The following is a 24,298-nucleotide window of genomic DNA, read 5'->3' on the forward strand; positions in this document are numbered from 1 at the left end:
AAGTCCGACTTGTCGGCTTCTCGATACTCTTCGCAGTGGGCAATGAGGCGGGGGGCCTCTCTACATACAAGGTCAGGGGCAATCCCTGCCTTTAGGAGCGATCGGCCTCCCCGGAAGTGCTTCTTCAGCCTGACGAGAATAACCTCTCTCACCAGGCCAGACACAACATACAAGGAGCGAGCGCAGCTCGCGATGCGCCGCGCGAGCGGCGCTCGTTCTAACAGGTTCTAGACATCCACCGCCAACCCATCCGAACTTCCCTCCCCCACCATGGCTCCTAACTGGTAACCCCCAACCAGCGCACACCGCCCATGGACCTCGTCATCGCCCGCCCCGAAGGCCTGTACTGCCCGCCCGGTGACTTCTACATCGACCCCTGGCGCCCAGTGGAGCGTGCCGTGATCACCCACGGCCACGGCGACCATGCCCGCAGCGGCAACCGCCACTACCTGACCGCCGCCCCCGGCGCCGGCATCCTGCGCAGCCGGCTGGGCCAGGACATCGCCCTGCAGGCCCTGCCCTACGGTGAGCGCATCCAGCACCACGGCGTCACCCTGAGCCTGCACCCGGCCGGCCATGTGCTCGGTTCGGCGCAGGTACGCCTGGAGCACCAGGGCGAAGTCTGGGTGGCCTCGGGGGACTACAAGGTCGAACCCGATGGCACCTGCGCCGCGTTCGAGCCGGTGCGCTGCGATACCTTCATCACCGAATCGACCTTCGGCCTGCCCATCTACCGCTGGCCCAGCCAGGCAGAGGTGTTCGCCGGCATCAATGCCTGGTGGCAGGCCAACGCCGCCCAGGGCAAGGCCAGCGTGCTGTTCTGCTATGCCTTCGGCAAGGCCCAGCGGATTCTCCATGGGCTGAACCCGGCCATCGGGCCGATCCTGGTCCACGGCGCGGTAGAGCCGCTGAACCGGGTATACCGCGAGGCCGGCGTGCACCTGCCGCCCACCCGTTATGCCGGTGATATCGCCCGCAACGACCCCCTGCTGCGCCAGGCGCTGGTGCTGGCACCGCCGTCCGCTGCCGGCAGCAGCTGGATGCGCCGCTTCGGCGACTACAGCGACGCCTTCGCCAGCGGCTGGATGCTACTGCGCGGCACCCGCCGCCGGCGCGGGGTAGACCGCGGCTTCGTGCTCTCCGACCATGCCGACTGGCCGGGGCTGCTGTGGGCCATCGGCCAGACCGGCGCGCAACGGGTGATGGTCACCCACGGCTCGGTCAACGTGCTGGTGCGCTACCTCAACGAGCAAGGCCTGGACGCCCGCGCCTTCGTCACCGAATACGGCGACGAAGACGACACACCCGCTACGCAGGCCCCGGCATGAAGGCCTTCGCCGAGCTGTACCTGCGCCTGGACGGCACCACCTCCAGCAACGCCAAGCTCGACGCCCTGCGCGACTACTTCAGCAGCGCAGCACCGGAGGATGCGGCCTGGGCCGTGTACTTCCTTGCCGGCGGCCGCCCCCGGCAACTGGTGCCTACGCGCGTCCTGCGCGAACTGGCCACGGCCTTGGCGGGGCTGCCCGACTGGCTGTTCGAGGAAAGTTATCAGGCTGTTGGCGACCTGGCAGAAACCATTTCCCTGGTATTGCCGCCAAGCGCCCATGCCAGCGATGCAAGCCTGGCCGAGTGGCTGGAGTGCCACTTGCTGCCCCTTCGCGGCTTGCCCCCAGAGCACATCCAGCAACGCCTGCCACCTTTATGGGCACAACTGGACCGGCCCAGCCTGATGCTGTGCCTGAAGCTGATCACCGGCAGTTTTCGCGTGGGCGTGTCCAAGCTGCTGGTCACCCGCGCCCTGGCGCAGTTGGCCGGGTTGGACGCCAAGCGCGTGGCCCAGCGCCTGGTGGGCTACACCGACATCGGCCATCGCCCCACAGCGGCCAGTTACCAGATGCTGGTCGCCGAGGAATCGGCCGACGAACACCGCCAGCGCGGCGGCCAGCCGTACCCGTTTTTTCTGGCCCATGCGCTGCAGGCGCCCACCGAGCAGTTCGATGATCTGCTCGGGCCGCCCGGCGCCTGGCAGGTCGAATGGAAATGGGACGGTATCCGCGCCCAGGTGGTCAAGCGCGAGGGGCAGCTGTGGATATGGTCACGCGGCGAGGAACTGGTCACCGAGCGCTTCCCCGAGCTGCACGGCCTGGCCGCCAGCCTGCCGGACGGCACCGTGCTCGATGGCGAAATCGTGGTCTGGAAGCCCGAAGCCGATGGGCCGGCCGTGCAGCCTTTCGCCGTGTTGCAGCAACGCATCGGGCGCAAGACCCTGGGCAAGAAGCTGCTCGCCGAAGCGCCCGTGGTCCTGCTGGCCTACGACCTGCTGGAATGGCACGGCGAAGACTGGCGCAACCGCCCGCAGCACACCCGCCGCCAGCAGTTGCAACAGGTGGTGGAAGACGCCCCACTGGCGCCGTTGCAACTGTCGCCGCTGCTGGCGGGCCAGACCTGGCAGGTGCTCGCCAGCCTGCGTGAACAGTCGCGCAGCCTGGGCGTCGAGGGGCTGATGCTCAAGCAGCGCGAGGCCTTGTACGGTGTAGGCCGGACCAAGGACATGGGCGTATGGTGGAAGTGGAAGATCGACCCGTTCAGCGTCGATGCCGTGCTGGTTTATGCCCAGCGTGGCCATGGCCGGCGCGCCAGCCTTTACAGCGACTACACCTTTGCGGTGTGGAATGCGCCACCCGGCACGCCCGAACGCGCCCTGGTGCCTTTTGCCAAGGCCTACTCAGGGCTTAGCGACGAAGAAATGCGCAAGGTCGACGCGATCATTCGCAAGACCACGGTGGAAACCTTCGGGCCGGTGCGCAGCGTCACCCCAACCCTGGTATTCGAGTTGGGGTTCGAGGGGATCGCCTTGTCCAAGCGGCACAAGAGCGGGATCGCCGTGCGCTTTCCGCGGATGTTGCGCTGGCGGTTGGACAAGCCGGTGGAAGAAGCGGATGACCTGGCGGCGCTGCAGGCGTTGTTGGCCTGATTGGCCGGGTTTACCCGCGAAGAAGCCAGCACGGTGGCAAAAATTATGCTTCTATTTTGGGTCGCAGACCGTTTTCGCACGCCACCAGGATTACCATGCACCATTCAACCCACGACCTGCTCTCTCCCGTACCGGGCATCTCGCGCCAACTGCACAGCTTCCACTTCGGCCCGCGCGGGGGCGCCAAGGTGTATATCCAGGCCTCGCTGCATGCCGACGAGCTGCCGGGCATGCTGGTGGCCTGGCACCTCAAGCGCCGCCTGGCCGAGATCGAGCAACAGGGGCTGCTGCACCGCGAGGTGATCCTGGTGCCAGTGGCCAACCCGGTAGGCCTTGAGCAAGTGGTGCTGGACGCACCGCTGGGCCGTTTCGCCTTGCAGAGCGGCGAGAACTTCAACCGCAATTTCGTCGACCTGTCCGACAGCATCGGCGACCAGATCGAAGGCCACCTGACCCAGGACCCGGCCCACAACCTGGCCTTGATCCGCGAATACCTGCGCCGCGGCCTGGATGCCCACCCGGCGCACACGCCGCTGCAGTCCCAGCGCCTGGCCCTGCAGCGGCTGGCCTGCGATGCCGACCTGGTGCTGGACCTGCACTGCGACTTCGAGGCCGTCGAACACCTCTACACCACGCCAGAAGCCTGGCCGCAGGTCGAGCCACTGGCCCGCTACCTGGGGGCACAGGCCAGCCTGCTGGCCACCGATTCCGGTGGGCAGTCGTTCGATGAATGCTTCAGCCTGGTCTGGTGGCAGTTGCAGCAGCGCTTCGGCAAGCGCTTCCCGATCCCGCTGGGCAGCGTCGCAGTGACCGTGGAACTGCGCGGCCAGGCCGACGTCAGCCATGAGCTGGCAAGCCAGGACTGCCAGGCCATTCTCGACTACCTGACCCACCTTGGAGTCATCGAAGGCCGCGCCGCCGAGCAGCCCCCGCTGCCCCGCCCGGCCACCCCATTGGCCGCCGTGGAACCGGTGAGCGCGCCACTGGGCGGGCTGCTGGTGTACCACGCCCGCCCCGGCCAGGCCGTGCAGGCCGGCCAGCTGATCGCCGAAGTGATCGACCCACTCAGCGACCGCGTGACGGCCGTGCGCAGCCAGCAGGGCGGCTTGCTCTACGCCCGCAGCGTGCGGCGCATGGCCACGGCAGGCATGGTCATCGCCCATGTCGCCGGCGAACAGGTGTGCCGCAGCGGTTACCTGCTGGCCAACTGATCGGTTAAAACCAAGTGCCCGGCCAGCGGTCTGTAGAAACACAGCCTCTGCAGGACCCTCGCCGCGCATGCCTACTTCCCCCGACCTCGCCAATGCCTGGTTCGCCGCCCGCGGCTGGAAACCCTTTGCCTTCCAGCGCCAGGTCTGGGCGGCGATCGGCCGCGGTGAATCGGGGCTGCTGCATGCCAGTACCGGCGCGGGGAAAACCTACGCCGTGTGGCTGGGCGCCCTGCGCGCCTACGCCAAAGCCGCTGCTGGGCGCCAGCCTGCACCGCTGCAGGTGCTGTGGATCACGCCCATGCGCGCACTGGCGGCCGATACTGCACACGCCCTGCAAACGCCGCTGGACGAATGTGCGCTGAACTGGAGCGTCGGTGTGCGCAGTGGCGACACCAACAGCAGCGAGCGCGCCCGCCAGGCCAGGCGCCTGCCCAGCGTGCTGATCACCACACCGGAAAGCCTGACCCTGCTACTGACCCGCGCCTCGGCCGCCGAGGACTTCGCCAGCCTGCGCCTGGTGGTGGTGGACGAATGGCACGAACTGCTCGGCAACAAGCGCGGCGTGCAGCTGCAACTGGCCCTGGCGCGCCTGCGCCGTTGGCAGCCGCAGTTGGTCACCTGGGGCCTGTCGGCCACCCTGGGCAACTTGGCGCACGCCCTGGACGTGCTGCTGCCCCAAGGGGGCCAGCTGGTCGAAGGCCGGCAAGACAAGCAACTGCAGGTCGACACCCTGCTGCCCCCGGCCATCGAGCGCTTCCCCTGGGCCGGGCACATGGGCCTGAAAATGCTCGCCCAGGTGGCCGCCGAGCTGGATGCCAGCACCAGCAGCCTGGTGTTCACCAATACCCGGGCCCAGGCCGAACTCTGGTACCAGGCCCTGCTCGATGCGCGCCCCGACTGGGCCGGGCAGATCGCCTTGCACCACGCTTCGCTGGCGCGGGCGACCCGCGACTGGGTGGAGCAAAGCCTCAAGCAGGGCACACTCAAAGCGGTGGTCTGTACATCCAGCCTCGACCTGGGCGTGGACTTTCTACCCGTTGAGCGCGTGCTGCAGATTGGCTCGGCCAAGGGCATCGCCCGCCTGATGCAACGTGCCGGGCGCTCCGGGCATGCCCCCGGGCGCCGCTCGCGTATTACCCTGGTGCCGACCCACAGCCTGGAACTGGTGGAGGCCGCCGCCGCCCGCGCGGCGCTGGCGGCGGGGCATATCGAGGCGCGCCAGTCGCCCCGCCTGTGCATGGATGTACTGGTGCAGCACCTGGTCAGCATGGCCCTTGGCAGTGGCTTTCAGCCCTCGCAGCTGCTGGCCGAGGTGCGCAGTACCTGGGCGTTCAAAGGCCTGCGCGACAGCCAGTGGCAGTGGGCACTGGATTTCGTCAGCCACGGCGGCCACGCACTGACCGCCTACCCCGACTATCAACGGGTCGAAGCCCACGCCGACGGTATCTGGCGGGTGGCCAGCGAGCGCTTGGCCCGGCGCCACCGCATGGGCATCGGCACCATCGTCAGTGAAGCCAGCCTGCAGCTCAAATATTGGAGCAAGGGCGGCGGTGGCAAGCACCTGGGCAGTGTCGAGGAGGCGTTCATCGCCCGCCTGCGCCCCGGTGACACCCTGGTGTTCGGCGGGCGCATCCTGGAACTGGTGCGGGTCGAGGGCATGACCGCCTACGTGCGCCGCAGCACCGCGCGCAAGGCCGCCGTGGCGCGCTGGAACGGCGGGCGCATGCCGCTTTCCAGCGAGCTCGCCGACGCCTTGGTGGGGCAACTCGATGCCGCCGCCCACGGCCAGTATCGCGGGCCGGAAATGCAGGCCGTGCGGCCACTGCTTGAATTGCAGGCGCAGTGGTCGGCGCTGCCCACCGGCGACACGCTGCTGGCCGAAACCTTCACCTCACGCCAGGGCTCGCACCTGTTCCTCTACCCCTTTGCCGGGCGCATGGCCAACCTGGGCCTGGCCAACCTGATTGCCTGGCGGGCCAGCCGCACGCAGCCGCTGTCGGTGTCCATCGCAGTCAGCGACTATGGCTTCGAACTGCTCAGCCCCAGCGAGGTGGACTGGGCAAGCTGCCTGCCCGGCGCACTGTCGGCCGACAACCTGCTCGAAGACGTGCTGGCCAGCCTCAATGCCGGTGAAATGGCCTTGCGGCGTTTTCGCGAAATTGCCCAGATCGCCGGGCTGGTGTTCGGCGGCTACCCGGCCGCGCAGAAAAGCACGCGGCAGATCCAGGCCTCCAGCGGGCTGTTCTACGAGGTGTTTCGCAAGCATGATGCCGGCAACCTGCTGCTGGGCCAGGCGCGCGATGAAGTGCTCAGCCAGGAGCTGGAGATCGAGCGCCTGCACCAGCAGCTGCGCAAGATGCAGGGCCTGCGCCTGAACCTGCAGGCCTTGCAGCGCCCCGGGCCACTGGCCTTCGCCTTGCTGGTCGAAGGCATGCGCGAAACCCTGAGCACTGAAAAACTCGCCGACCGCATTGCCCGCATGGTGGCGGACCTTGAAAAAGCCGCGAACCGCTCATGAACAGCCACCTGCCGATCGACCACTGCGGCGAACGCCTCTGGCTGCTGGCCGACAAGGCCATCTACTGGCCCGCCCGGCGCACCCTGCTGCTGGCTGACGTGCACATTGGCAAGGCGGCCAGCTACCGCGCCCTGCACCAGCCGGTGCCACGCGGCACCACTCGCGCGACATTGGACCGCCTAGACCGCCTGCTGGCCGCCCATGACTGCCAGCAGGTGATCATCCTGGGCGATTTTCTTCACGCACGCGCCGCGCACGCGCCGGCCACCCTGGCCAGGCTGATGGCCTGGAGAATGCGCTGGCCCCAGGTAAAGCTGGTGCTGGTGCGCGGCAACCATGACCGCCATGCCGGCGACCCACCGGCGCAGCTGGGCATCGAGGTGCGCGACGAACCCCTGCTGCTGGCTCCCTTTGCCTTGCAGCATGAGCCCAAGGCCCACCCGCAATACCCTGTGCTGGCGGGCCATGTGCATCCGGTGTTCGTGCTGCGCGGGCGAGCCCGCCAGCGCCTGCGCCTGCCCTGCTTCCTGATCGATGAGCAGGTCAGTTTGCTGCCTGCGTTCGGGGAGTTTACCGGCGGCTGGGTGGTGGCGCCCGCTGCGGGCACACGGGTGTACGCCGTGGGCGGCGAGCAGGTATGGGCGCTGGCCGAGTGATCAGGCCACAGGAGACGGTGGGGGTTCGTCTGGCAGGGTAGGCTCACCCGGCTCCATCGGTGGCGTGTCGCCAGGCTGGGCGGGCTGGGGCGTATCGGGGCCTGGCTGGTGCGGCACACCGCCTGCCTGCAAGGGCATCGGGTGGGCCAGCAGTGACCATGCCAGCAAGCCGATCTGGTTGGGCTGCAACACAGCCAGCTTTGCAGTGATGGCGGGGTCGAGTTTCATTGGCAGCTCCTGTCGAGGGCCGATACGCATCGGGCGTACCGGCACTGTTCACAACGTTGGAGTGCCAATGGCGAAACAAATTCCCCGCGCTTGTCGGCTCAGGTGCGTGGCAGGGTGACGCCACGCTGGCCCTGGTACTTGCCGCCACGGTCCTTGTACGACACTTCGCATTCTTCGTCGGACTGCAGGAACAGCATCTGCGCCACGCCTTCGTTGGCGTAGATCTTGGCCGGCAGCGTGGTGGTGTTGGAGAACTCCAGGGTCACGTGGCCTTCCCATTCCGGCTCAAGCGGGGTGACGTTGACGATGATGCCGCACCGGGCGTAGGTGCTCTTGCCCAGGCAGATGGTCAGCACGTCACGCGGAATACGGAAGTATTCGACGGTGCGGGCCAGGGCGAAGGAGTTCGGCGGAATGATGCACACGTCGCTCTTGATGTCGACGAAGCTGCCGGCATCGAAGTTCTTCGGGTCGACGGTGGCCGAATTGATGTTGGTGAACACCTTGAATTCGTCGGCGCAGCGCACGTCGTAGCCGTAGCTGGAAACGCCGAAGGAGATGACCCGGCTGTCTTGTTCGCCGCGCACCTGGCGCTCGACGAACGGTTCGATCATGCCGTGTTCCTGCGCCATGCGGCGAATCCACTTGTCCGATTTGATGCTCATGGCGGGGTGTCCTGAAGAGTTGCGAGGGGAAAATCCAGACGCGCATATTACCGGTCCCGGCGCCTGGGTTAAAGTTCCGTGCCACATCCCGCGCCAGACGGGGCTTGCAGCGGCCGCCGATCCGAATTTGCGTAAAGCGCCCCAAGACCATTGGCAGCTCGCGGAAAGTGGGGTAAGGTGGCGCCACTGTGCTGCACGTGACACCGAGAATCTCTAGTTTGATGCACGATCCTGATCGGCCCATCGCTGAATTTTCTGCTCTCTTTGCGCTCAGTCCCGGTCAGGGTTTTTCCTGACCGTTATCAAATTGTCCAAGGAGACAGAAAAATGTCCAACCGTCAATCCGGTACCGTTAAGTGGTTCAACGATGAGAAAGGCTACGGCTTCATCACCCCTCAGTCGGGCGATGACCTGTTCGTGCACTTCAAAGCCATCCAAGCTGACGGCTTCAAAACCCTGAAAGAAGGCCAGGCTGTTACTTTCGTCGCTACCCGCGGCCAGAAAGGCATGCAGGCTGAAGAAGTTCAAATCGCCTAAGTCGATTTAGCTTCCTAGCTTTCAAAAAAACCCGCCTCTGGCGGGTTTTTTTATGCCTGATCGAAACACCGAGTCGCCTGCTTCGCGGCGGTTCGACGCCTCGCCAAGCCCGCTCCTGTAGGAGCGGGCTTGCCCCGCGAAGAAGCCCACGCGGTCTTCAGTCCTCGCTAATGGTAATGCTCGGCATCGCCGGCGCCGCCGCTTCCTGCAGCACGATACGCGCACCTACCTGGCGGGCCAGTTCCTGGTAAACCAGGGCAATCTGGCTGTCCGGCTCAGCAATCGCCGTCGGCTTGCCGCTGTCGGCCTGCTCGCGAATCAGCATCGACAGTGGCAGCGAGGCCAGCAGCTCGACGCCATACTGGGCCGCCAGCTTCTCGCCTCCCCCCTCGCCGAACAGGTGCTCGGCATGGCCGCAATTGGAGCAGATGTGCACGGCCATGTTCTCCACCACGCCCAGCACCGGGATGTTGACCTTGCGGAACATCTCCACGCCCTTCTTGGCATCCAGCAGGGCCAGGTCCTGCGGGGTGGTGACGATCACCGAGCCGGCCACCGGCACTTTCTGCGCCAGGGTCAGCTGGATATCGCCGGTGCCCGGTGGCATGTCGATCACCAGGTAGTCGAGGTCGTCCCAGGCGGTTTGGGTCACCAGTTGCAGCAGCGCGCCGGAAACCATCGGGCCGCGCCACACCATCGGCGTGTTGTCGTCGGTGAGAAAGGCCATGGACATCACTTCCACGCCATGGGCCTTGATCGGTACGAACCACTTCTGGTCGCGGATTTGTGGGCGGGTGCCCTCCTTGATGCCGAACATCACACCCTGGCTGGGGCCATAGATGTCGGCGTCGAGAATCCCCACCCGGGCACCTTCACGGGCCAGCGCCAGGGCCAGGTTGGCAGCGGTGGTCGACTTACCCACCCCGCCCTTGCCCGAGGCCACGGCAACGATGTTCTTGACGTTGGCCATGGCCGGCACCTGGGCCTGGGCCTTGTGCGCGGCCACCACGCAATCGATCGACACCTGGGCAGCACTGACCCCGTCGAGGTTCTCCAGGGCGGTCTGCAGCACCTGGGCCCAGCCGTTCTTGAACAGGCCGGCGGCATACCCTAGTTGCAACTGCACACTGACCTGCCCGCTTTGGATGTCGATGGCGCGCACGCAACCGGCGCTGACCGGGTCCTGGTTCAGGTAGGGGTCGTTGTACTGGCGAAGCACACCTTCGACGGCGGCACGGGTGACGGCACTCATGGACACTCCCATTGGCAAACTGAATGCGAAACAGGCGCCTATCCTAACCCGTCAATCGTCAGCAGATGCGCGCGCGGGGTGAAATATATTTCCCGGCCCTTTATAGTGGCCGATCACCCTCATTTTTACCCGAGCCAGATAAGTAGCCGAGCCACCATGTCCGAGCCACGTCAGATTCTCGTCACCAGCGCCCTGCCCTATGCCAACGGATCCATCCACCTTGGCCATATGCTGGAGTACATCCAGACGGACATGTGGGTGCGCTTCCAGAAGCTGCGCGGTAACCAGTGCGTCTACGTCTGCGCCGACGACGCCCACGGCTCGGCCATCATGCTGCGCGCGGAAAAGGAAGGCATCACCCCGGAACAGCTGATCGCCAACGTCCAGGCCGAGCACAGCAGCGACTTCGCCGATTTCCTGGTGGACTTCGACAACTTCCACTCCACCCACAGCGAAGAAAACCGCGAGCTGTCGAGCCTGATCTACTCGCGCCTGCGCGACGCCGGGCACATCGCCACCCGTTCGGTGACCCAGTATTTCGACCCTGAAAAGGGCATGTTCCTGGCCGACCGTTTCATCAAGGGCACCTGCCCGAAGTGCGCCGCCGAAGACCAGTACGGCGACAACTGCGAAAAATGCGGCGCCACCTACGCCCCCACCGAGCTGAAGAACCCCAAGTCGGCGATCTCCGGCGCCACCCCGGTGCTGCGCGACTCCCAGCACTTCTTCTTCAAGCTGCCCGACTTCCAGGCCATGCTGCAGCAGTGGACCCGCAGCGGCACCCTGCAGGACGCGGTGGCCAACAAGCTCGCCGAATGGCTGGATTCGGGCCTTCAGGAGTGGGACATCTCGCGTGATGCGCCGTACTTCGGCTTCGAGATTCCAGGCGAGCCGGGCAAGTATTTCTACGTGTGGCTGGATGCGCCGATTGGCTACATGGCCAGCTTCAAGAACCTCTGTGCCCGCCGCCCGGAGCTGGACTTCGACGCCTTCTGGAACCAAGGCTCCAAGGCCGAGCTGTACCACTTCATCGGCAAGGACATCGTCAACTTCCACGCCCTGTTCTGGCCAGCCATGCTCGAAGGCGCCGGGTTCCGCAAGCCGACCGCCGTCAATGTGCACGGTTACCTGACCGTGAACGGCGCAAAAATGTCGAAGTCGCGCGGCACCTTCATCAAGGCCCGCACCTACCTCGACCACCTGCAGCCGGAATACCTGCGCTACTACTACGCGGCCAAGCTCGGCCGTGGCGTCGACGACCTCGACCTGAACCTCGAAGACTTCGTGCAGAAGGTGAATTCCGACCTGGTGGGCAAGGTGGTCAACATCGCCAGCCGCTGCGCAGGCTTCATCCACAAAGGCAATGGCGGCGTGATGGTGGCCGGCGATGCCGCACCGGAGCTGACCGAAGCCTTCCTGGCCGCGGCCCCATCGATCGCCGAAGCCTATGAAGGCCGCGACTTTGGCCGCGCCATGCGGGAAATCATGGCCCTGGCCGACCGCGCCAACGCCTGGATCGCCGACAAGGCGCCGTGGTCGCTGGCCAAGCAGGAAGGCAAGCAGGACGAGGTTCAGGCCATCTGCGCCCAGGGCATCAACCTGTTCCGCCAGCTGGTGATCTTCCTCAAGCCGGTGCTGCCGCTGCTGGCCGCCGACGCCGAGGCCTTCCTCAATGTGGCCCCGCTGGCCTGGAACGACCACCAGTCGCGCCTGGAAAACCACCAGCTGAACCCGTTCAAGGCGCTGATGAGCCGCATCGAGCCGGCCAAGGTCGAGGCCATGGTCGCTGCCAGCAAGGAAGACCTGCTGGCCGCCGAGGCCCAGCAAGCACCGGCCGGCAACGGCGAGCTGGGCAAAGACCCGCTGTCGGCGGAAATCGAGTTCGACACCTTCGCCGCCGTCGACCTGCGCGTGGCGCTGATCGTCAAGGCCGAGGCGGTGCCGGGCGCAGACAAACTGCTGCAGTTGACCTTGGACATTGGTGACGAGCGCCGCAATGTGTTCTCCGGCATCAAGTCGGCCTACCCGGACCCGTCCAAGCTCGAAGGGCGCCTTACCATGATGGTGGCCAACCTCAAGCCACGGAAAATGCGCTTTGGCGTATCCGAAGGCATGGTCATGGCGGCCGGCCCGGGCGGTGAAGAAATCTACCTGCTGAGCCCGGACAGCGGCGCCAAGCCAGGCCAGCGCATCAAGTAACCCCCATACCCCGGCGCCCCGCCGGGGTATTTTTTACCTTCTTCCCCCGCCGACCTACCCCGTAGGAGCGAGCGCAGCTCGCGATAGGGCCAGCCCAGGCAACGCACCAACCGGCCCTGAAAGCATCGCGAGCTTCGCTCGCTCCTACCGGGGCCCACGCCCATGGCGATTCCCGGCTATCGTCTTGTGCATGAACGACTACGTCCTGACGCTGCTCAGCGCCGCGCTGGTCAGCCATGTGCTGCTGCCACCCAGCCACTTGCCCGGTTTCGGCCTGGCATGCGCCGTGACGACCGCGCTGGGCGTGTGCGGTGGGCGGTTGATCGAGCACTGGCTGATAGCCCCCTGGCAACTCGAAGACCTGCGCCTGTTCCTGCTGCTGCCCTGGCTGGCAGTGCTCGCCTGGGCCGTGCCGCTGCTGCTGGCCAGGCTTCGCCCAGGCATGATCTCCCAGGGCCTTGGCACGCCGATCCTGGGCAATGCCTTGGTGCTCGGCTTGGCGCTGCCGGCCATGGCCGAGCACACGCCATGGCTGGCAACCCTGGGCTGGGGTATCGGCGCCGGGCTGGGCTTCTGGCTGGCGCTTACCCTGTTTGCCGACCTGCAACAGCGCACCGAGCATGAACAGCTGCCCCGCGCACTGCGTGGCCTGCCCATCGCCTTGATCGGCGCAGGCATCATGGCCATGGCGTGCTCGGGCTTGAATGGGCTGTTCACGCAATGAGCGCCGCCGATGCACGGCTGCGCACGGCCATGGGCCTGGTGCTGCTGGCCTGCATGCCCGGGGTGATGACAGCGTTCTGGTTTCATGGCTGGGGGCTACTGTTCAACCTGCTGCTGTGCGCCGCCAGCGCCCTGTGCTGCGAAACTGCGCTGCTGGCATGGCGTGGCCAGCCGGTACGGGCGGGTTTGAACGACGCCAGCGCGCTGGTGAGCAGTGTGCTGCTGGCACTCGCCCTGCCCACCCTGGCGCCCTGGTGGCTGCCGGTAACGGCCACCGGCATCGCCATTACCCTCGGCAAGCACGCGTTCGGTGGCGTCGGGCGCAACCTGTTCAACCCGGCAATGCTCGGCTATGCCGCTGTACTGTTGAGCTTTCCCCTGCAAATGAACCACTGGCCCGGCCAGCCCCCCGGCTTGCTCGAAAGCCTGCAGTGGGTGTTTACCGACGCTGGCCAGATCGACGCCTGGGCCCAGCCCACGGTACTCGACAGCCTGCGCCACAACCGCAGCCTGACCCTCGACGAACTGTTCGCCAGCCACCCAGGCTTTGGCAGCGTTGGCGGGCGAGCCAGTGAGTGGATCAACCTGGCGTTCCTGCTCGGCGGGCTGTTTCTGCTGCAGCGCAAGGTGTACGGCTGGCAGGCGCCGGTGGGCCTGCTGGCTGGCCTGTTGCTGTGCAGCCTGCTGGCCTGGAATGGTTCCGGCTCGGACTCCCATGGCTCGCCGCTGCTACACCTGTTTTCCGGCTCGACCATGCTGGCCGCCTTCTTCATCGCCACCGAGCCGGTTTCCGGCCCCAGAACCGACCAGGGCCGGCTGCTGTTCGGGCTTATCGCCGGGGCGCTGATCTACCTGGTTCGCACCTGGGGCAGTTACCCGGACGGCACGGCATTCGTCATCCTGCTGCTGAACCTGGCCGTGCCCGCCCTCGACCGGTTGGCCTTGCGCCGAGTGCAGGGCACGCCATGACCCGGCAACTGCGCAGCGGCCTGCTGCTGGCGCTGATCGGCGCGCTGGCCCTGGCTGCCACGCTCGCCTGGCGCGGATGGACCCACACCGCGATCAGCGATGCCGAGCGGCAGCTGCAAGCCCGGCAGCTGCTGGCCGTGCTGCCCGCGCACAGCTACGACAACCAGCCGTTGGACACGCCCCTGCAGCTACCTGCCGAACAACCGGCCCACAGCCGAATAAACGCTGCCTATCGGGCACTACTGGGGACCTCGGTGACCGCCGTGGTGCTGGTCAGCCAGGTACAGGGCTACGCAGCGCCAATCACGCTGGTGATCGCCATCGCCGCCGATGGCAGGCTGGTTGGCACCCAGGTGATCGAACAACGGGAAACCCCAGGCCTGGGTGGCCGCCTGGACGACCCGCAAGCGAACTGGCTGGCCCAATTTGCCCAGCGCAGCCTGACCGACCGCTGGGCAATCCGCCGTGACCACGGCGACTTCGACCAGCTGGCAGGCGCTACCGTCACCTCCCGCGCGGTGATCGAAGCACAACATGAGGCGCTGGCGTATTTCGACCGGCATCGCCTGCAGTGGCTCAGGGTTCCCGCGCATGAATAGAAACACCCTGCTGATCGCCAGCCTGCCCGCACTGCTCGGTGCCAGCCAAACCCTCACCCAGGCGGGCACCATCGCCGCCTGCATGCTGACCATGAGCCTTGCCCACCAGGCCTTGCTGAGCCCTGTGCGCGCCAGGCTCAGCGGCCCACCCTACTGGGCGGCGAGCCTGCTGCTGCTTGCGGCCCTGGCCAGTTGCCTGCAGCTTTCACTGCGCGCCTGGGCCTTGCCCCTGGCCTTGTCGCTCGGGTATTTTCCGGCGCTTGTGTGCCTGCAGTGCCTTGCCGTCGATCAGCATTTGCCGGCTGAGGGCCGCTGGCGAGCCCTGCTGGTGCAGAATACCGGGCTGATCCTGGCCTGCCTGGTGCTTGGCGCCGTGCGCCAAGGGCTGGCCGAAGGCCTCGGGGTGCAACTGGCCAGCCACCCCGCCGGCGCACTGCTACTGCTCGGACTGCTGCTGGCCTTGTACAATGGCCTGCGTCCGGGCCCTGCCCCCTCACGTCGTCAAGGAACGCGTTGACCCCATGAATGCTGCCAAACGCCTGGAGATTTTTCGCAGGCTGCACGAAGACAACCCCGACCCGAAGACAGAACTGGCTTACACCACCCCGTTTGAACTGCTGGTCGCCGTTACGCTCTCTGCGCAATCCACCGATGTGGGTGTGAACAAGGCCACCGCGCGCCTGTTTCCGGTGGCCAATACGCCCCAGGCCATTTATGCGCTGGGGGTGGAGGGGCTGAGTGCGTACATCAAGACCATCGGCCTGTACAACAGCAAGGCCAAGAACGTCATCGAAGCCTGCCGCCTGTTGATCGAACGCCACGACGGCGTGGTCCCGCAAACCCGCGAAGCGCTCGAAGCGCTGCCCGGGGTAGGCCGCAAGACCGCCAACGTGGTGCTCAACACGGCGTTCCGGCAACCGGCCATGGCCGTGGATACGCACATTTTCCGCGTCAGCAACCGCACCGGCATCGCACCCGGCAAGAATGTGCTTGAGGTCGAGAAGAAGTTGATGAAATTTGTGCCCAAGGATTACCTGCTGGACGCCCACCACTGGTTGATCCTGCACGGGCGCTACGTGTGCCAGGCCCGCAAGCCGCGCTGTGGCAGTTGCCGCATCGAAGACCTGTGCGAGTACAAGCAGAAGACTTCCGACGATTGAGGCAATAGCAAAAACCGCTACATTTCGATTGAAAAAATCTTTTTTACCGGACTTCGCTTTCCCGTTATAAGGACGGCCAATGGCCCTTTGGCTTGGAGCGACTCATGAGTACCGATAAAGACGACCTGTCGATCGAAGATGACTTTGCCACCGCTGACGACGACGCCGAACCCCAGGTGGAAACCGCCAAGACCAACCTGAGCAAACGCCGCACCATTGACAACCTCCTCGAAGAGCGCCGCCTGCAACGGCAACTTGCCGACTTCGACTACGACCTGTAGCCATTGACCAAAGCCTCCATTGCGGAGGCTTTGCGCCTGTGCGGGTCAGTTGATACCGTGCCGCCGGGCCAGTTCGATCAGGTCCACCAGGGAGTGGGCATTGAGCTTGAGCAGCAAGCGTGTCTTGTAGGTACTGACGGTCTTGTTGCTCAGGAACATGCTGTCGGCGATTTCCTTGTTGGAGCGCCCCCGAGCCAGTTGCTGCAGCACCATCATTTCCCGCGCCGACAGGCGCTCGACCATTTCCTTTTCCGAAACCCCGCCTACCCGCCCGCGCGACTTGTGCAAGGCCTGGTTGGGGAAATAGCTGTAGCCAGACAGCACGGCCTTGATGGCGCTGAGCAGTTCGGTCAGTTCCTGCTGCTTGCACACGTAGCCCGAGGCCCCCGCCTGCATGCAGCGCATGGAAAAATGCCCCGGCGTTTGCGAAGTGAGCACCAGTACCCGGCTTCCCGGGCTCGCCGTGGCCATGCGGGCGATGACTTCGAGCCCATCAAGCTTGGGGATGCCGATATCCAGCACCACGATGTCCGGCAGGTGTTCACGGGTGAGTTGCAGGGCGGTCACGCCGTTGTCGGTTTCGGCCACCACGTCGTAGCCATGCCGCTCCATCAGCATGCGCACTGCAAGGCGTATGACCGGATGATCATCCACGATAAGGACTTTATTCATGCGATATCCATTCATTATTCAGCATTGACGATGCGCCACCATAACCGAGCAGAACGCGGGATTGCGTGTCCATCTCCCGCGTATTTGGCTGAATAGATGAGCCTTACCCATGTTTAGGAATTGTCCTACAGGTGACTTTGTACAGCATCGACACCGCCGCGCTCATGACCCAGCGCAATGAGTTGCATGCAACCCCAGCAACGCGGTTGGCGCAAACGAAGGGAAATGCCTTGGGGGGTAATCTTCCCGCGCCGGAAATACTCCACCGTTCACAAAGCCCAGGCGAGCGTTCAGGTTAGCGGAACCGCAGGGAGGTAATCATCATGGTCGATCACAAAGCCGTTAGCCCGCTGACAATCATTGCGATCTTCGCAGGCATCATCGAGGCATCGGCGCTGGCAGCACTGCCCTTTCTCGGTGAGAAAAGCCAGACCCTCTATACCTGGTTCCTGGTGGGCTTCCCGTTTTTCCTCACTGCACTGTTCTTCCTGACGCTGAACTTCAATGCCAAGTCCTTCTACTCGCCCGGGCCCGAAGCGCCGCTTGCGGCCGAGCCAGTGATGGCCGCAGCAGAGCCGGTCACCGTTCTGCTGTCAGGCCCAAGCGCAGGGGAACTGCTGGAGCAACACGTGCTGCAGGCCATTGCACAACCGGTAGACGCAGAGCGCCGCTGGTGCTTTTGCAATGTCGACCGCGCCCAGCGTGTCGAGCTTTCGATCGGCAAGATCAGCGCATAGCATTTGCCGCTGCGGGCCTTGCCCCAGGCGAAAAAAAACCCCGGCCAAGGCCGGGGCTTTTTGTCGCCTGCGGAGGCTTAGAGCATCCCGCGGCCTTTGTTCGCAGCAATGCGCATGCGCAGTGCATTGAGCTTGATGAAGCCCGCCGCATCGGCCTGGTTGTAGGCGCCGCCATCTTCTTCGAAGGTGGCGATGTTGGCATCGAACAGCGAATCGTCCGACTTGCGGCCAACCACGATGACGTTGCCCTTGTAGAGTTTCAGGCGAACCACGCCATTCACGTTGACCTGGGAGGCGTCGATCATCTGTTGCAGCATCAGACGCTCCGGGCTCCACCAGTAGCCGGTGTAGATCAGGCTGGCGTACTTGGGCATCAACTCGTCTTTGAGGTGAGCGACTTCGCGGTCCAGGGTGATCGACTCGATGGCGCGGTGGGCCTTGAGCATGATGGTGCCGCCCGGGGTTTCGTAGCAGCCACGGGACTTCATGCCGACGTAACGGTTCTCGACGATGTCCAGGCGGCCGATGCCGTTGGCGCCGCCGATGCGGTTCAGCTCGGCCAGCACGGTGGCCGGGCTCATGTCGACGCCGTCGATGGCGACGATGTCACCGTTACGGTAGGTCAGTTCCAGGTAGGTGGCCTGGTCCGGGGCGTTCTCTGGCGAGACGCTCCAGCGCCACATGTCTTCCTCGTGCTCGGTCCAGGTATCTTCCAGGACACCGCCTTCGTAGGAGATGTGCAGCAGGTTGGCGTCCATCGAGTACGGCGACTTCTTCTTGCCGTGGCGCTCGATTGGAATGCCGTGCTTCTCGGCGTAGTCCATCAGCTTCTCGCGGGACAGCAGGTCCCACTCGCGCCATGGGGCGATTACCTTGACGCCAGGCTTGAGGGCGTAGGCGCCCAGCTCGAAGCGAACCTGGTCGTTGCCCTTGCCGGTGGCGCCGTGGGAAATGGCGTCGGCGCCGGTTTCGTTGGCGATTTCGATCAGGCGCTTGGCGATCAGCGGACGAGCGATGGAAGTACCCAGCAGGTACTCGCCTTCGTAGACGGTGTTGGCGCGGAACATCGGGAAGACGAAATCACGCACGAATTCTTCGCGCAGGTCGTCGATGTAGATCTCTTTGACGCCCATTGCCTGGGCTTTGGCGCGAGCCGGCTCGACTTCTTCGCCCTGACCCAGGTCAGCGGTGAAGGTCACCACTTCGCAGTCGTAGGTATCCTGCAGCCACTTGAGAATCACCGAAGTATCAAGGCCGCCGGAATACGCCAGTACGACCTTTTTTACGTCCGCCATGCCATCACTCCACGGGGTTGTACGGAAAGGGATCGATTCTACCGGCGTTGCGGATAAATTTACAGTGGGGCGACAGCTTCTGACGACAAAGCGACAAGAACATTCAGGGGCGCGACGTGGGGTCGCGGGGGGCGTTGGGTGGGGGTATTGGGTGGGGGCAGCCAGGCGCATGCCGTTACATTTTCGGCGCCGGTGAGATCGAGCGCCGCCCGCGCGGCGCATCGCGAGCTGCGCTCGCTCCTACGTTTGTTTTGGGCCAGTAACGCCTGTGGCAGGCGAGGTATCGCGCCATGCGCCAAGGCGTTCGCGCGCAAATCCCCCAGGACTCACTGGCCCGAAACAAACGTAGGAGCGAGCAAAGCTCGCGAAGCGCCGCGCGGGCGGCGCTCGATCTCACAGGCGCCAAAGAGGTTACGGCATGCTCATGGTGGCCCTGACGCCTCTATATCAGGGCGCCTTGGCGGGTGCTGCCGGTGCCGGTGCCGGTGCTGGTGCCGATGCCGGTGCTGGTGCCGCTGCCGCCGCCCCCCCCGGTTTCTCCACCACCGCCACCCGGTCCAGCTCGATATTCACCCGCCGGTTACGCGCACGGTTGGCCGGGCTGTTGTTCTTCACCAGCGGATAACGCTCACCGTGGAAGCGCACATCAATCTGCTCCTCCGGCACCCCATGGGCCTTGAAGTAGTCCGCCACCGCCAGGGCACGGCGGCGCGAGGCGTCGCGGTTGGTCAAACGGTTGCCGCTATTGTCGGAATGGCCGTTGAGCTCGATGTGGTTAACCGTTGGGTCGGCCTTCAGATAGTCGAGAATCACATCCAGCCGCGCCCGCGCGTCGGCATCCAGGTCCACGCCACCACTGGGGAAACCGACCTGGGTCTGGCGCACCTGGTCATAGTTCATCGCCAGCATCTTGCCCGCACAGGCCTGGTAATCGCTGTAGGCCTTGGCGAAGCTCACCGGCAATACCCGCACTTCCATCACCCGCCCACCTTCGCCGGTGTAGTTGCGCACCACCGTGGCGCGGCCATCGAGCAAGCCGTTGATCAGGCGGGTAGCCTGGCTCTGCGACGAGCTGAACAGCACGCCGGTGCGGGCCATGCGCACCGCCCCCAGGTTGACGTCGCCACGCCCGGGTTGCCAAGGCGCCGCGGCCGCCAGCAAGGTGGCGGAACCTGCGCCCAGCACATTGCTGTCCGAACGCAGGCGGAACACCGGCAGCTCCCCGGCCTTGCGCACGAACTCGCCGCTGCCAAAACCTTCGATCGGCTGGATCAGGCGGCATTCGAACTGGTCACCCTCGACTTTCCAGGCGACATTCTCCATGCGGGTCTGGAAAGTCAGTGCACCGGCCGGCAGGCTGGCGAACAGGGTCAACAGGGCTAGGTAACGCTGGCGCACGGTCGGCTCCAAAAATTCTGACGGCTTACAGGCAGGCTATCGGGCGCTTCGCGGAAAACTTGATAGCCGTGCTCGGCCCGGGGTTTTCCGGTAGCATTGGGGCCTGAGTTCGACCCGCCTGGAATTCCCAATGTCCGATCGCCTGACCCTCCTGCGTCCCGACGACTGGCACATCCATCTGCGCGATGGTGCCGTCCTGCCCCACACCGTTGGCGACGTGGCGCGTACCTTCGCCCGTGCCATCATCATGCCCAACCTGGTTCCGCCGGTACGCAATGCCGTCGAGGCCAGCGCCTACCGTGAGCGCATCCTCGCCGCCCGCCCCGCCGGCAGCCGCTTCGAACCGCTGATGGTGCTGTACCTCACCGACCGTACCAGCCCCGAGGACATCCGCGCGGCCAAGGCCAGCGGCATCGTGTACGCCGCCAAACTCTACCCGGCCGGCGCCACCACCAACTCCGATTCGGGCGTGACCAGCATCGACAACATTTTCCCGGCCATCGAGGCGCTGGCCGAAGTCGGCATGCCCCTGTTGGTGCACGGCGAAGTGACACGCAGCGAGATCGACGTCTTCGACCGCGAGAAGCGCTTCATCGACGAGCACATGCGCCGCTTGGTCGAGCGTTTCCCCACCCTGAAAGTGGTGTTCGAGCACATCACCACCGGCGATGCCGCGCAGTTCGTCACCGAGGCCCCGGCCAACGTCGGCGCCACCATCACTGCCCAGCACCTGCTGTACAACCGCAACCACATGCTGGTTGGCGGTATTCGCCCGCACTTCTATTGCCTGCCGATCCTCAAGCGCAACACCCACCAGGTGGCGCTGCTGGACGCTGCCATCAGCGGCAACCCGAAGTTCTTCCTCGGCACCGACTCGGCCCCCCACGCCCGCCACGCCAAGGAAGCGGCCTGCGGCTGCGCCGGTTGCTACACCGCCTATGCGGCCATCGAGATGTATGCCGAGGCCTTCGAGCAGCGCAACGCGCTGGACAAACTGGAAGGCTTTGCCAGCCTGCATGGCCCGGCCTTCTATGGCCTGCCGGCGAACACCGACAGCATCACCCTGGTGCGCGAGGAATGGACGGCCCCCGATAGCCTGCCGTTTGGCGAGCAAACCGTGATTCCGCTGCGCGCTGGCGAGAAACTGCGCTGGCGCCTGCTGGAGGACAACGCGTGAGCGAAGACCTCTACGAAGACGACCAGGACGGCCAGGGCAACAGCGGTTCGCGTCACCCAATGGCCGAACGCTTCCGTGGCTACCTGCCAGTGGTGGTGGACGTCGAAACCGGTGGTTTCAACAGCGCCACCGACGCCCTGCTGGAAATCGCCGCCGTCACCATCGGCATGGACGAGAAAGGCTTCCTGTTCCCCGAGCACACCTACTTCTTCCGGGTAGAGCCGTTCGAAGGGGCGAACATCGAGGCGGCGGCGCTGGAATTCACCGGCATCAAGCTGGACCACCCGCTACGCATGGCGGTTAGCGAGGAAAGTGCGCTCACCGATATCTTCCGTGGTGTGCGCAAGGCGCTGAAGGCCAATGGCTGCAAACGGGCGATCCTGGTTGGCCACAACAGCAGCTTCGACCTGGGCTTCCTCAACGCCGCGGTGGCGCGCAACGACATCAAGCGCAACCCGTTCCACCCGTTCTCCAGCTTCGACACCGCCACCCTGGCTGGCCTGGCCTACGGCCAGACCGTGCTGGCGCGGGCCTGCCAGAGCGCCGACATCGACTTCGACGGGCGTGAGGCGCATTCGGCGCGGTACGACACCGAGAAAACGGCCGAGCTGTTCTGCGGTATCGTCAACCGCTGGAAGGAAATGGGCGGCTGGCGCGATTTCAACGACTGAGCCGAAAAAGCTCCTGTTCTGATCTAACGGATAGTTCTGTAGGAGCGGGCTTGACCCGCGAAGCCGGCGACGCGGTGCGTGGCACCGGCTTCGCCGGTGTTCGTGGGGCAAGCCCGCTCCTACAAGGGGATCGCGACGGCGCAGCTCACAGATGCAGCTCCGTGGAAGCGGCGGTACGCAACGGCACAAAAAAACCGGCCACTTGGGCCGGTTTTTTCATGCGCGTGGCAATTACAGCTTGCCAGCGTTCTCGCTCAGGTAAGCAGCAACGCCTTCTGGCGAAGCGGTCATGCCCTGGTCGCCTTTCTTCCAGTTGGCAGGGCAGACTTCGCCGTGCTCTTCGTGGAATTGCAGGGCGTCTACCAGGCGCAGCAGCTCGTCCATGTTGCGGCCCAGTGGCAGGTCGTTGACGATCTGCGAACGCACGACACCGTTGGTGTCGATCAGGAACGCGCCACGGAAGGCCACGCCGCCTTCAGACTCAACGTCGTAGGCCTTGCAGATTTCGTGGGTGATGTCGGCCGCCAGGGTGTATTTGACCTGGCCGATACCGCCGGCGTTGACCGGGGTGTTACGCCAGGCGTTGTGGGTGAAGTGCGAGTCGATCGAAACGCCGATCACTTCCACGTTGCGGGCCTGGAAGTCTGGAATGCGGTTGTCCAGGGCGATCAGCTCGGACGGGCAGACGAAGGTGAAGTCCAGTGGGTAGAAGAACACCAGGCCGTACTTGCCCTTGATGGCCGAAGCCAGGTTGAAGCTGTCGACGATTTCGCCGTTGCCCAGGACGGCAGGTACGGTGAAGTCGGGGGCTTGTTTGCCAACGAGTACGCTCATTGTAATCTCCTAGTGAGGGTGGAAAACCGTTTGCAGGGCCCAGCAGGCTTGCCCGGCATCAAACAAAGGCCGACCATCATACACGGCTTGTGGTGACAGGCCGAATGCAACCGTCGGTCGCTCAAGCACGGCCCTTTCGCAAAGCCCTTTGACAAGCATTCTCATTAACATTAAGCTCCAACCCATCGACTCAACAGCGATGGTCAGCCCTTATGTATGTGTGTCTCTGTGTCGGCGTCACCGACGGACAGATCCGCGATGCGATCTATGAAGGATGCTGCAGTTACAAGGAAGTCCGCGCTGCGACCAACGTCGCCAGCCAATGTGGTAAATGCGCCTGCCTGGCCAAGCAGGTGGTTCGTGAAACCCTCACCGAATTGCAGGTGAGCCAGCATGCCGCCCTGCCCTACCCGGTAGAATTTACAGCCGCTTGACCCCCCCCTATTTCAAAGAACCGGACCTCGTGTCCGGTTTTTTTATGCCTGTATATCAATAAGTTAGCGTGCCAACGCGGTTCACAAACATTCTTATTCCTATTAATTTTCACTTATTATTCAACAACTTAGGTTTGACAGCCCTTTCATGCAGGCTCAAACTTCCCTGTATTGGCACACTTCAACAGGGCAGGAACCCGTCATGAAAGGCGACGTAAGCGTCATCCAGCATCTCAACAAGATCCTCGGAAACGAGCTGGTCGCAATCAACCAGTACTTCCTGCACGCACGCATGTACGAAGATTGGGGCCTGAACAAACTCGGCAAGCACGAGTACAAGGAATCCATCGACGAGATGAAGCACGCTGACAAACTGATCAAGCGTATTCTCTTCCTCGAAGGCATTCCCAACGTCCAGGACCTGGGCAAGCTGCTGATCGGCGAGCACACCAAGGAAATGCTGGAGTGCGACCTGAAGATCGAACAGAAAGGCCTGGTCGACCTGAAAGCCGCCATCGCCCACTGTGAAACGGCTGGCGACTTCGGTTCCCGTGACATGCTCGAAGATATCCTCGAGTCCGAGGAAGAGCACATCGATTGGCTGGAAACCCAGCTGAGCCTGATCGACAAGATCGGCATCGAGAACTACCTGCAATCGCAGATGGGCGAAGAGTAAGCCGCGCGCTAAAACGCCGCCCCATAAAAAAACCCGCCTTGAGCGGGTTTTTTTATGGCTGCCTGATAATCAGGCTTCGGAAGCCTTGGCCTTGGCGGCCGCTTCCTTGATCAGGGTTTGCAGCTCACCCTTTTCGAACATTTCCAGCATGATGTCGCTACCGCCAACCAGCTCACCGGCGACCCACAGTTGTGGGAAAGTCGGCCAGTTGGCGTACTTTGGCAGGTTGGCGCGGATTTCCGGGTTCTGCAGGATGTCGACGTAGGCGAACTTCTCGCCGCAACCCATCACAGCCTGCGATGCCTTGGCCGAGAACCCGCACTGCGGGGCATTCGGCGAGCCTTTCATGTAAAGCAGAATGGTGTTGTTGGCAATCTGCTCTTTGATCGTATCGATGATATCCATGTAGCACCTCAGCTGAACTTTCCG

The 24,298-nt window shown here is 64.3% G+C and carries 26 protein-coding genes; 18 read left to right on the top strand and 8 right to left on the bottom strand.

Annotation, left to right across the window (positions count from 1 at the left end; genetic code table 11):
• The first annotated feature begins 311 nt into the window (after positions 1-311).
• The 5 genes from F3J45_RS27365 (at position 312) to pdeM (ending at position 7,362) form a co-directional block, all read left to right on the top strand.
• Positions 312-1,328: a ligase-associated DNA damage response exonuclease gene (locus F3J45_RS27365; protein WP_167070391.1), complete on the top strand. Its 1,017-nt coding sequence runs from the start codon at positions 312-314 to the stop codon at positions 1,326-1,328.
• Positions 1,325-2,977 (top strand): ATP-dependent DNA ligase, encoded by a 1,653-nt coding sequence (locus tag F3J45_RS27370; protein ID WP_167070393.1) that lies wholly within the window; start codon positions 1,325-1,327, stop codon positions 2,975-2,977. Before F3J45_RS27365 ends, F3J45_RS27370 begins: the two co-directional genes overlap by 4 nt.
• 95 nt (positions 2,978-3,072) lie before the next feature.
• Positions 3,073-4,188, top strand: coding sequence for a succinylglutamate desuccinylase/aspartoacylase family protein (locus F3J45_RS27375; RefSeq protein WP_167070395.1), 1,116 nt, complete (start codon positions 3,073-3,075; stop codon positions 4,186-4,188).
• 67 nt (positions 4,189-4,255) lie between these two features.
• On the top strand, positions 4,256-6,706 hold the full coding sequence (locus F3J45_RS27380) for a ligase-associated DNA damage response DEXH box helicase (RefSeq protein ID WP_167070397.1): 2,451 nt from the start codon (positions 4,256-4,258) through the stop codon (positions 6,704-6,706).
• A complete protein-coding gene (gene pdeM, locus F3J45_RS27385) occupies positions 6,703-7,362 on the top strand; it encodes a ligase-associated DNA damage response endonuclease PdeM (protein WP_167070399.1) in 660 nt (219 codons plus the stop codon). Before F3J45_RS27380 ends, pdeM begins: the two co-directional genes overlap by 4 nt.
• Here the strand turns inward: pdeM and F3J45_RS27390 are convergent, their stop codons facing one another.
• Together F3J45_RS27390 and dcd are read right to left on the bottom strand one after the other, a co-directional pair.
• A complete protein-coding gene (locus F3J45_RS27390) occupies positions 7,363-7,590 on the bottom strand; it encodes a hypothetical protein (protein WP_167070401.1) in 228 nt (75 codons plus the stop codon). It abuts the gene before it with no gap.
• A 98-nt stretch (positions 7,591-7,688) separates the two neighbouring features.
• Complete coding sequence (gene dcd, locus F3J45_RS27395; protein WP_003258001.1) at positions 7,689-8,255, bottom strand: dCTP deaminase; 567 nt, start codon at positions 8,253-8,255, stop codon at positions 7,689-7,691.
• Positions 8,256-8,582: 327 nt separating this feature from the next.
• Between dcd and F3J45_RS27400 the strand changes: the two genes are divergently transcribed.
• Complete coding sequence (locus F3J45_RS27400; RefSeq protein ID WP_016488765.1) at positions 8,583-8,792, top strand: cold-shock protein; 210 nt, start codon at positions 8,583-8,585, stop codon at positions 8,790-8,792.
• 157 nt (positions 8,793-8,949) lie between these two features.
• Here F3J45_RS27400 and apbC read toward each other — a convergent pair whose 3' ends face one another.
• Entirely contained in the window at positions 8,950-10,044 is a 1,095-nt protein-coding gene (apbC, locus tag F3J45_RS27405) for an iron-sulfur cluster carrier protein ApbC (protein WP_167070403.1), read from the bottom strand.
• 156 nt (positions 10,045-10,200) lie between these two features.
• Here apbC and metG point away from each other — a divergent pair, with 156 nt between their 5' ends.
• The 7 genes from metG to F3J45_RS27440 all read left to right on the top strand — a co-directional run bounded on the left by metG (position 10,201) and on the right by F3J45_RS27440 (position 15,975).
• On the top strand, positions 10,201-12,243 hold the full coding sequence (gene metG / locus F3J45_RS27410; protein ID WP_167070405.1) for a methionine--tRNA ligase: 2,043 nt from the start codon (positions 10,201-10,203) through the stop codon (positions 12,241-12,243).
• A gap of 190 nt (positions 12,244-12,433) precedes the next feature.
• The gene (locus tag F3J45_RS27415) at positions 12,434-12,967 is read left to right on the top strand and encodes an Rnf-Nqr domain containing protein (protein WP_167070407.1); all 534 of its coding nucleotides are present in this window, start codon (positions 12,434-12,436) and stop codon (positions 12,965-12,967) included.
• Positions 12,964-13,935, top strand: a complete 972-nt coding sequence (locus F3J45_RS27420; RefSeq protein ID WP_167070409.1) for an RnfABCDGE type electron transport complex subunit D — start codon at positions 12,964-12,966, stop codon at positions 13,933-13,935. Before F3J45_RS27415 ends, F3J45_RS27420 begins: the two co-directional genes overlap by 4 nt.
• On the top strand, positions 13,932-14,534 hold the full coding sequence (locus tag F3J45_RS27425; protein WP_167070411.1) for an RnfABCDGE type electron transport complex subunit G: 603 nt from the start codon (positions 13,932-13,934) through the stop codon (positions 14,532-14,534). Before F3J45_RS27420 ends, F3J45_RS27425 begins: the two co-directional genes overlap by 4 nt.
• Positions 14,527-15,051, top strand: a complete 525-nt coding sequence (locus tag F3J45_RS27430; protein ID WP_167070413.1) for an Rnf-Nqr domain containing protein — start codon at positions 14,527-14,529, stop codon at positions 15,049-15,051. The genes F3J45_RS27425 and F3J45_RS27430 overlap by 8 nt, the downstream gene beginning before the upstream one ends.
• A gap of 4 nt (positions 15,052-15,055) precedes the next feature.
• The gene (gene nth, locus F3J45_RS27435) at positions 15,056-15,694 is read left to right on the top strand and encodes an endonuclease III (protein ID WP_167070415.1); all 639 of its coding nucleotides are present in this window, start codon (positions 15,056-15,058) and stop codon (positions 15,692-15,694) included.
• A 104-nt stretch (positions 15,695-15,798) separates the two neighbouring features.
• A complete protein-coding gene (locus F3J45_RS27440) occupies positions 15,799-15,975 on the top strand; it encodes a PA3496 family putative envelope integrity protein (RefSeq protein WP_167070416.1) in 177 nt (58 codons plus the stop codon).
• A gap of 45 nt (positions 15,976-16,020) precedes the next feature.
• Here the strand turns inward: F3J45_RS27440 and F3J45_RS27445 are convergent, their stop codons facing one another.
• Positions 16,021-16,647: a response regulator transcription factor gene (locus F3J45_RS27445; RefSeq protein ID WP_167070417.1), complete on the bottom strand. Its 627-nt coding sequence runs from the start codon at positions 16,645-16,647 to the stop codon at positions 16,021-16,023.
• Positions 16,648-16,970: 323 nt separating this feature from the next.
• Between F3J45_RS27445 and F3J45_RS27450 the strand changes: the two genes are divergently transcribed.
• Positions 16,971-17,384: a hypothetical protein gene (locus F3J45_RS27450; RefSeq protein ID WP_167070419.1), complete on the top strand. Its 414-nt coding sequence runs from the start codon at positions 16,971-16,973 to the stop codon at positions 17,382-17,384.
• A gap of 77 nt (positions 17,385-17,461) precedes the next feature.
• Here F3J45_RS27450 and F3J45_RS27455 read toward each other — a convergent pair whose 3' ends face one another.
• Positions 17,462-18,679: an argininosuccinate synthase gene (locus F3J45_RS27455; RefSeq protein WP_167070421.1), complete on the bottom strand. Its 1,218-nt coding sequence runs from the start codon at positions 18,677-18,679 to the stop codon at positions 17,462-17,464.
• A 447-nt stretch (positions 18,680-19,126) separates the two neighbouring features.
• Positions 19,127-20,077: an OmpA family protein gene (locus tag F3J45_RS27460; RefSeq protein WP_167070423.1), complete on the bottom strand. Its 951-nt coding sequence runs from the start codon at positions 20,075-20,077 to the stop codon at positions 19,127-19,129.
• Positions 20,078-20,207: 130 nt separating this feature from the next.
• Here F3J45_RS27460 and pyrC point away from each other — a divergent pair, with 130 nt between their 5' ends.
• Together pyrC and rnt are read left to right on the top strand one after the other, a co-directional pair.
• The gene (gene pyrC, locus F3J45_RS27465; protein ID WP_167070425.1) at positions 20,208-21,254 is read left to right on the top strand and encodes a dihydroorotase; all 1,047 of its coding nucleotides are present in this window, start codon (positions 20,208-20,210) and stop codon (positions 21,252-21,254) included.
• A 59-nt stretch (positions 21,255-21,313) separates the two neighbouring features.
• A complete protein-coding gene (gene rnt / locus F3J45_RS27470) occupies positions 21,314-21,925 on the top strand; it encodes a ribonuclease T (RefSeq protein ID WP_240164724.1) in 612 nt (203 codons plus the stop codon).
• A gap of 231 nt (positions 21,926-22,156) precedes the next feature.
• On the opposite strand, the gene F3J45_RS27475 is transcribed toward rnt, so the two are convergent.
• Positions 22,157-22,759, bottom strand: coding sequence for a peroxiredoxin (locus tag F3J45_RS27475; protein ID WP_027918971.1), 603 nt, complete (start codon positions 22,757-22,759; stop codon positions 22,157-22,159).
• Between the two features lie 212 nt (positions 22,760-22,971).
• On the opposite strand from F3J45_RS27475, the gene F3J45_RS27480 reads away from it, so the two are divergent.
• On the top strand, positions 22,972-23,193 hold the full coding sequence (locus tag F3J45_RS27480) for a bacterioferritin-associated ferredoxin (RefSeq protein WP_027918972.1): 222 nt from the start codon (positions 22,972-22,974) through the stop codon (positions 23,191-23,193).
• A 202-nt stretch (positions 23,194-23,395) separates the two neighbouring features.
• Positions 23,396-23,869, top strand: a complete 474-nt coding sequence (gene bfr / locus F3J45_RS27485) for a bacterioferritin (RefSeq protein WP_167070429.1) — start codon at positions 23,396-23,398, stop codon at positions 23,867-23,869.
• Positions 23,870-23,938: 69 nt separating this feature from the next.
• Here bfr and grxD read toward each other — a convergent pair whose 3' ends face one another.
• Entirely contained in the window at positions 23,939-24,274 is a 336-nt protein-coding gene (gene grxD / locus F3J45_RS27490; protein WP_016713741.1) for a Grx4 family monothiol glutaredoxin, read from the bottom strand.
• Between the last annotated feature and the right edge of the window lie 24 nt (positions 24,275-24,298).

This window comes from Pantoea sp. Ap-967 (assembly GCF_011752565.1).
In the GTDB taxonomy this organism is placed as follows: Bacteria; Pseudomonadota; Gammaproteobacteria; order Pseudomonadales; family Pseudomonadaceae; genus Aquipseudomonas.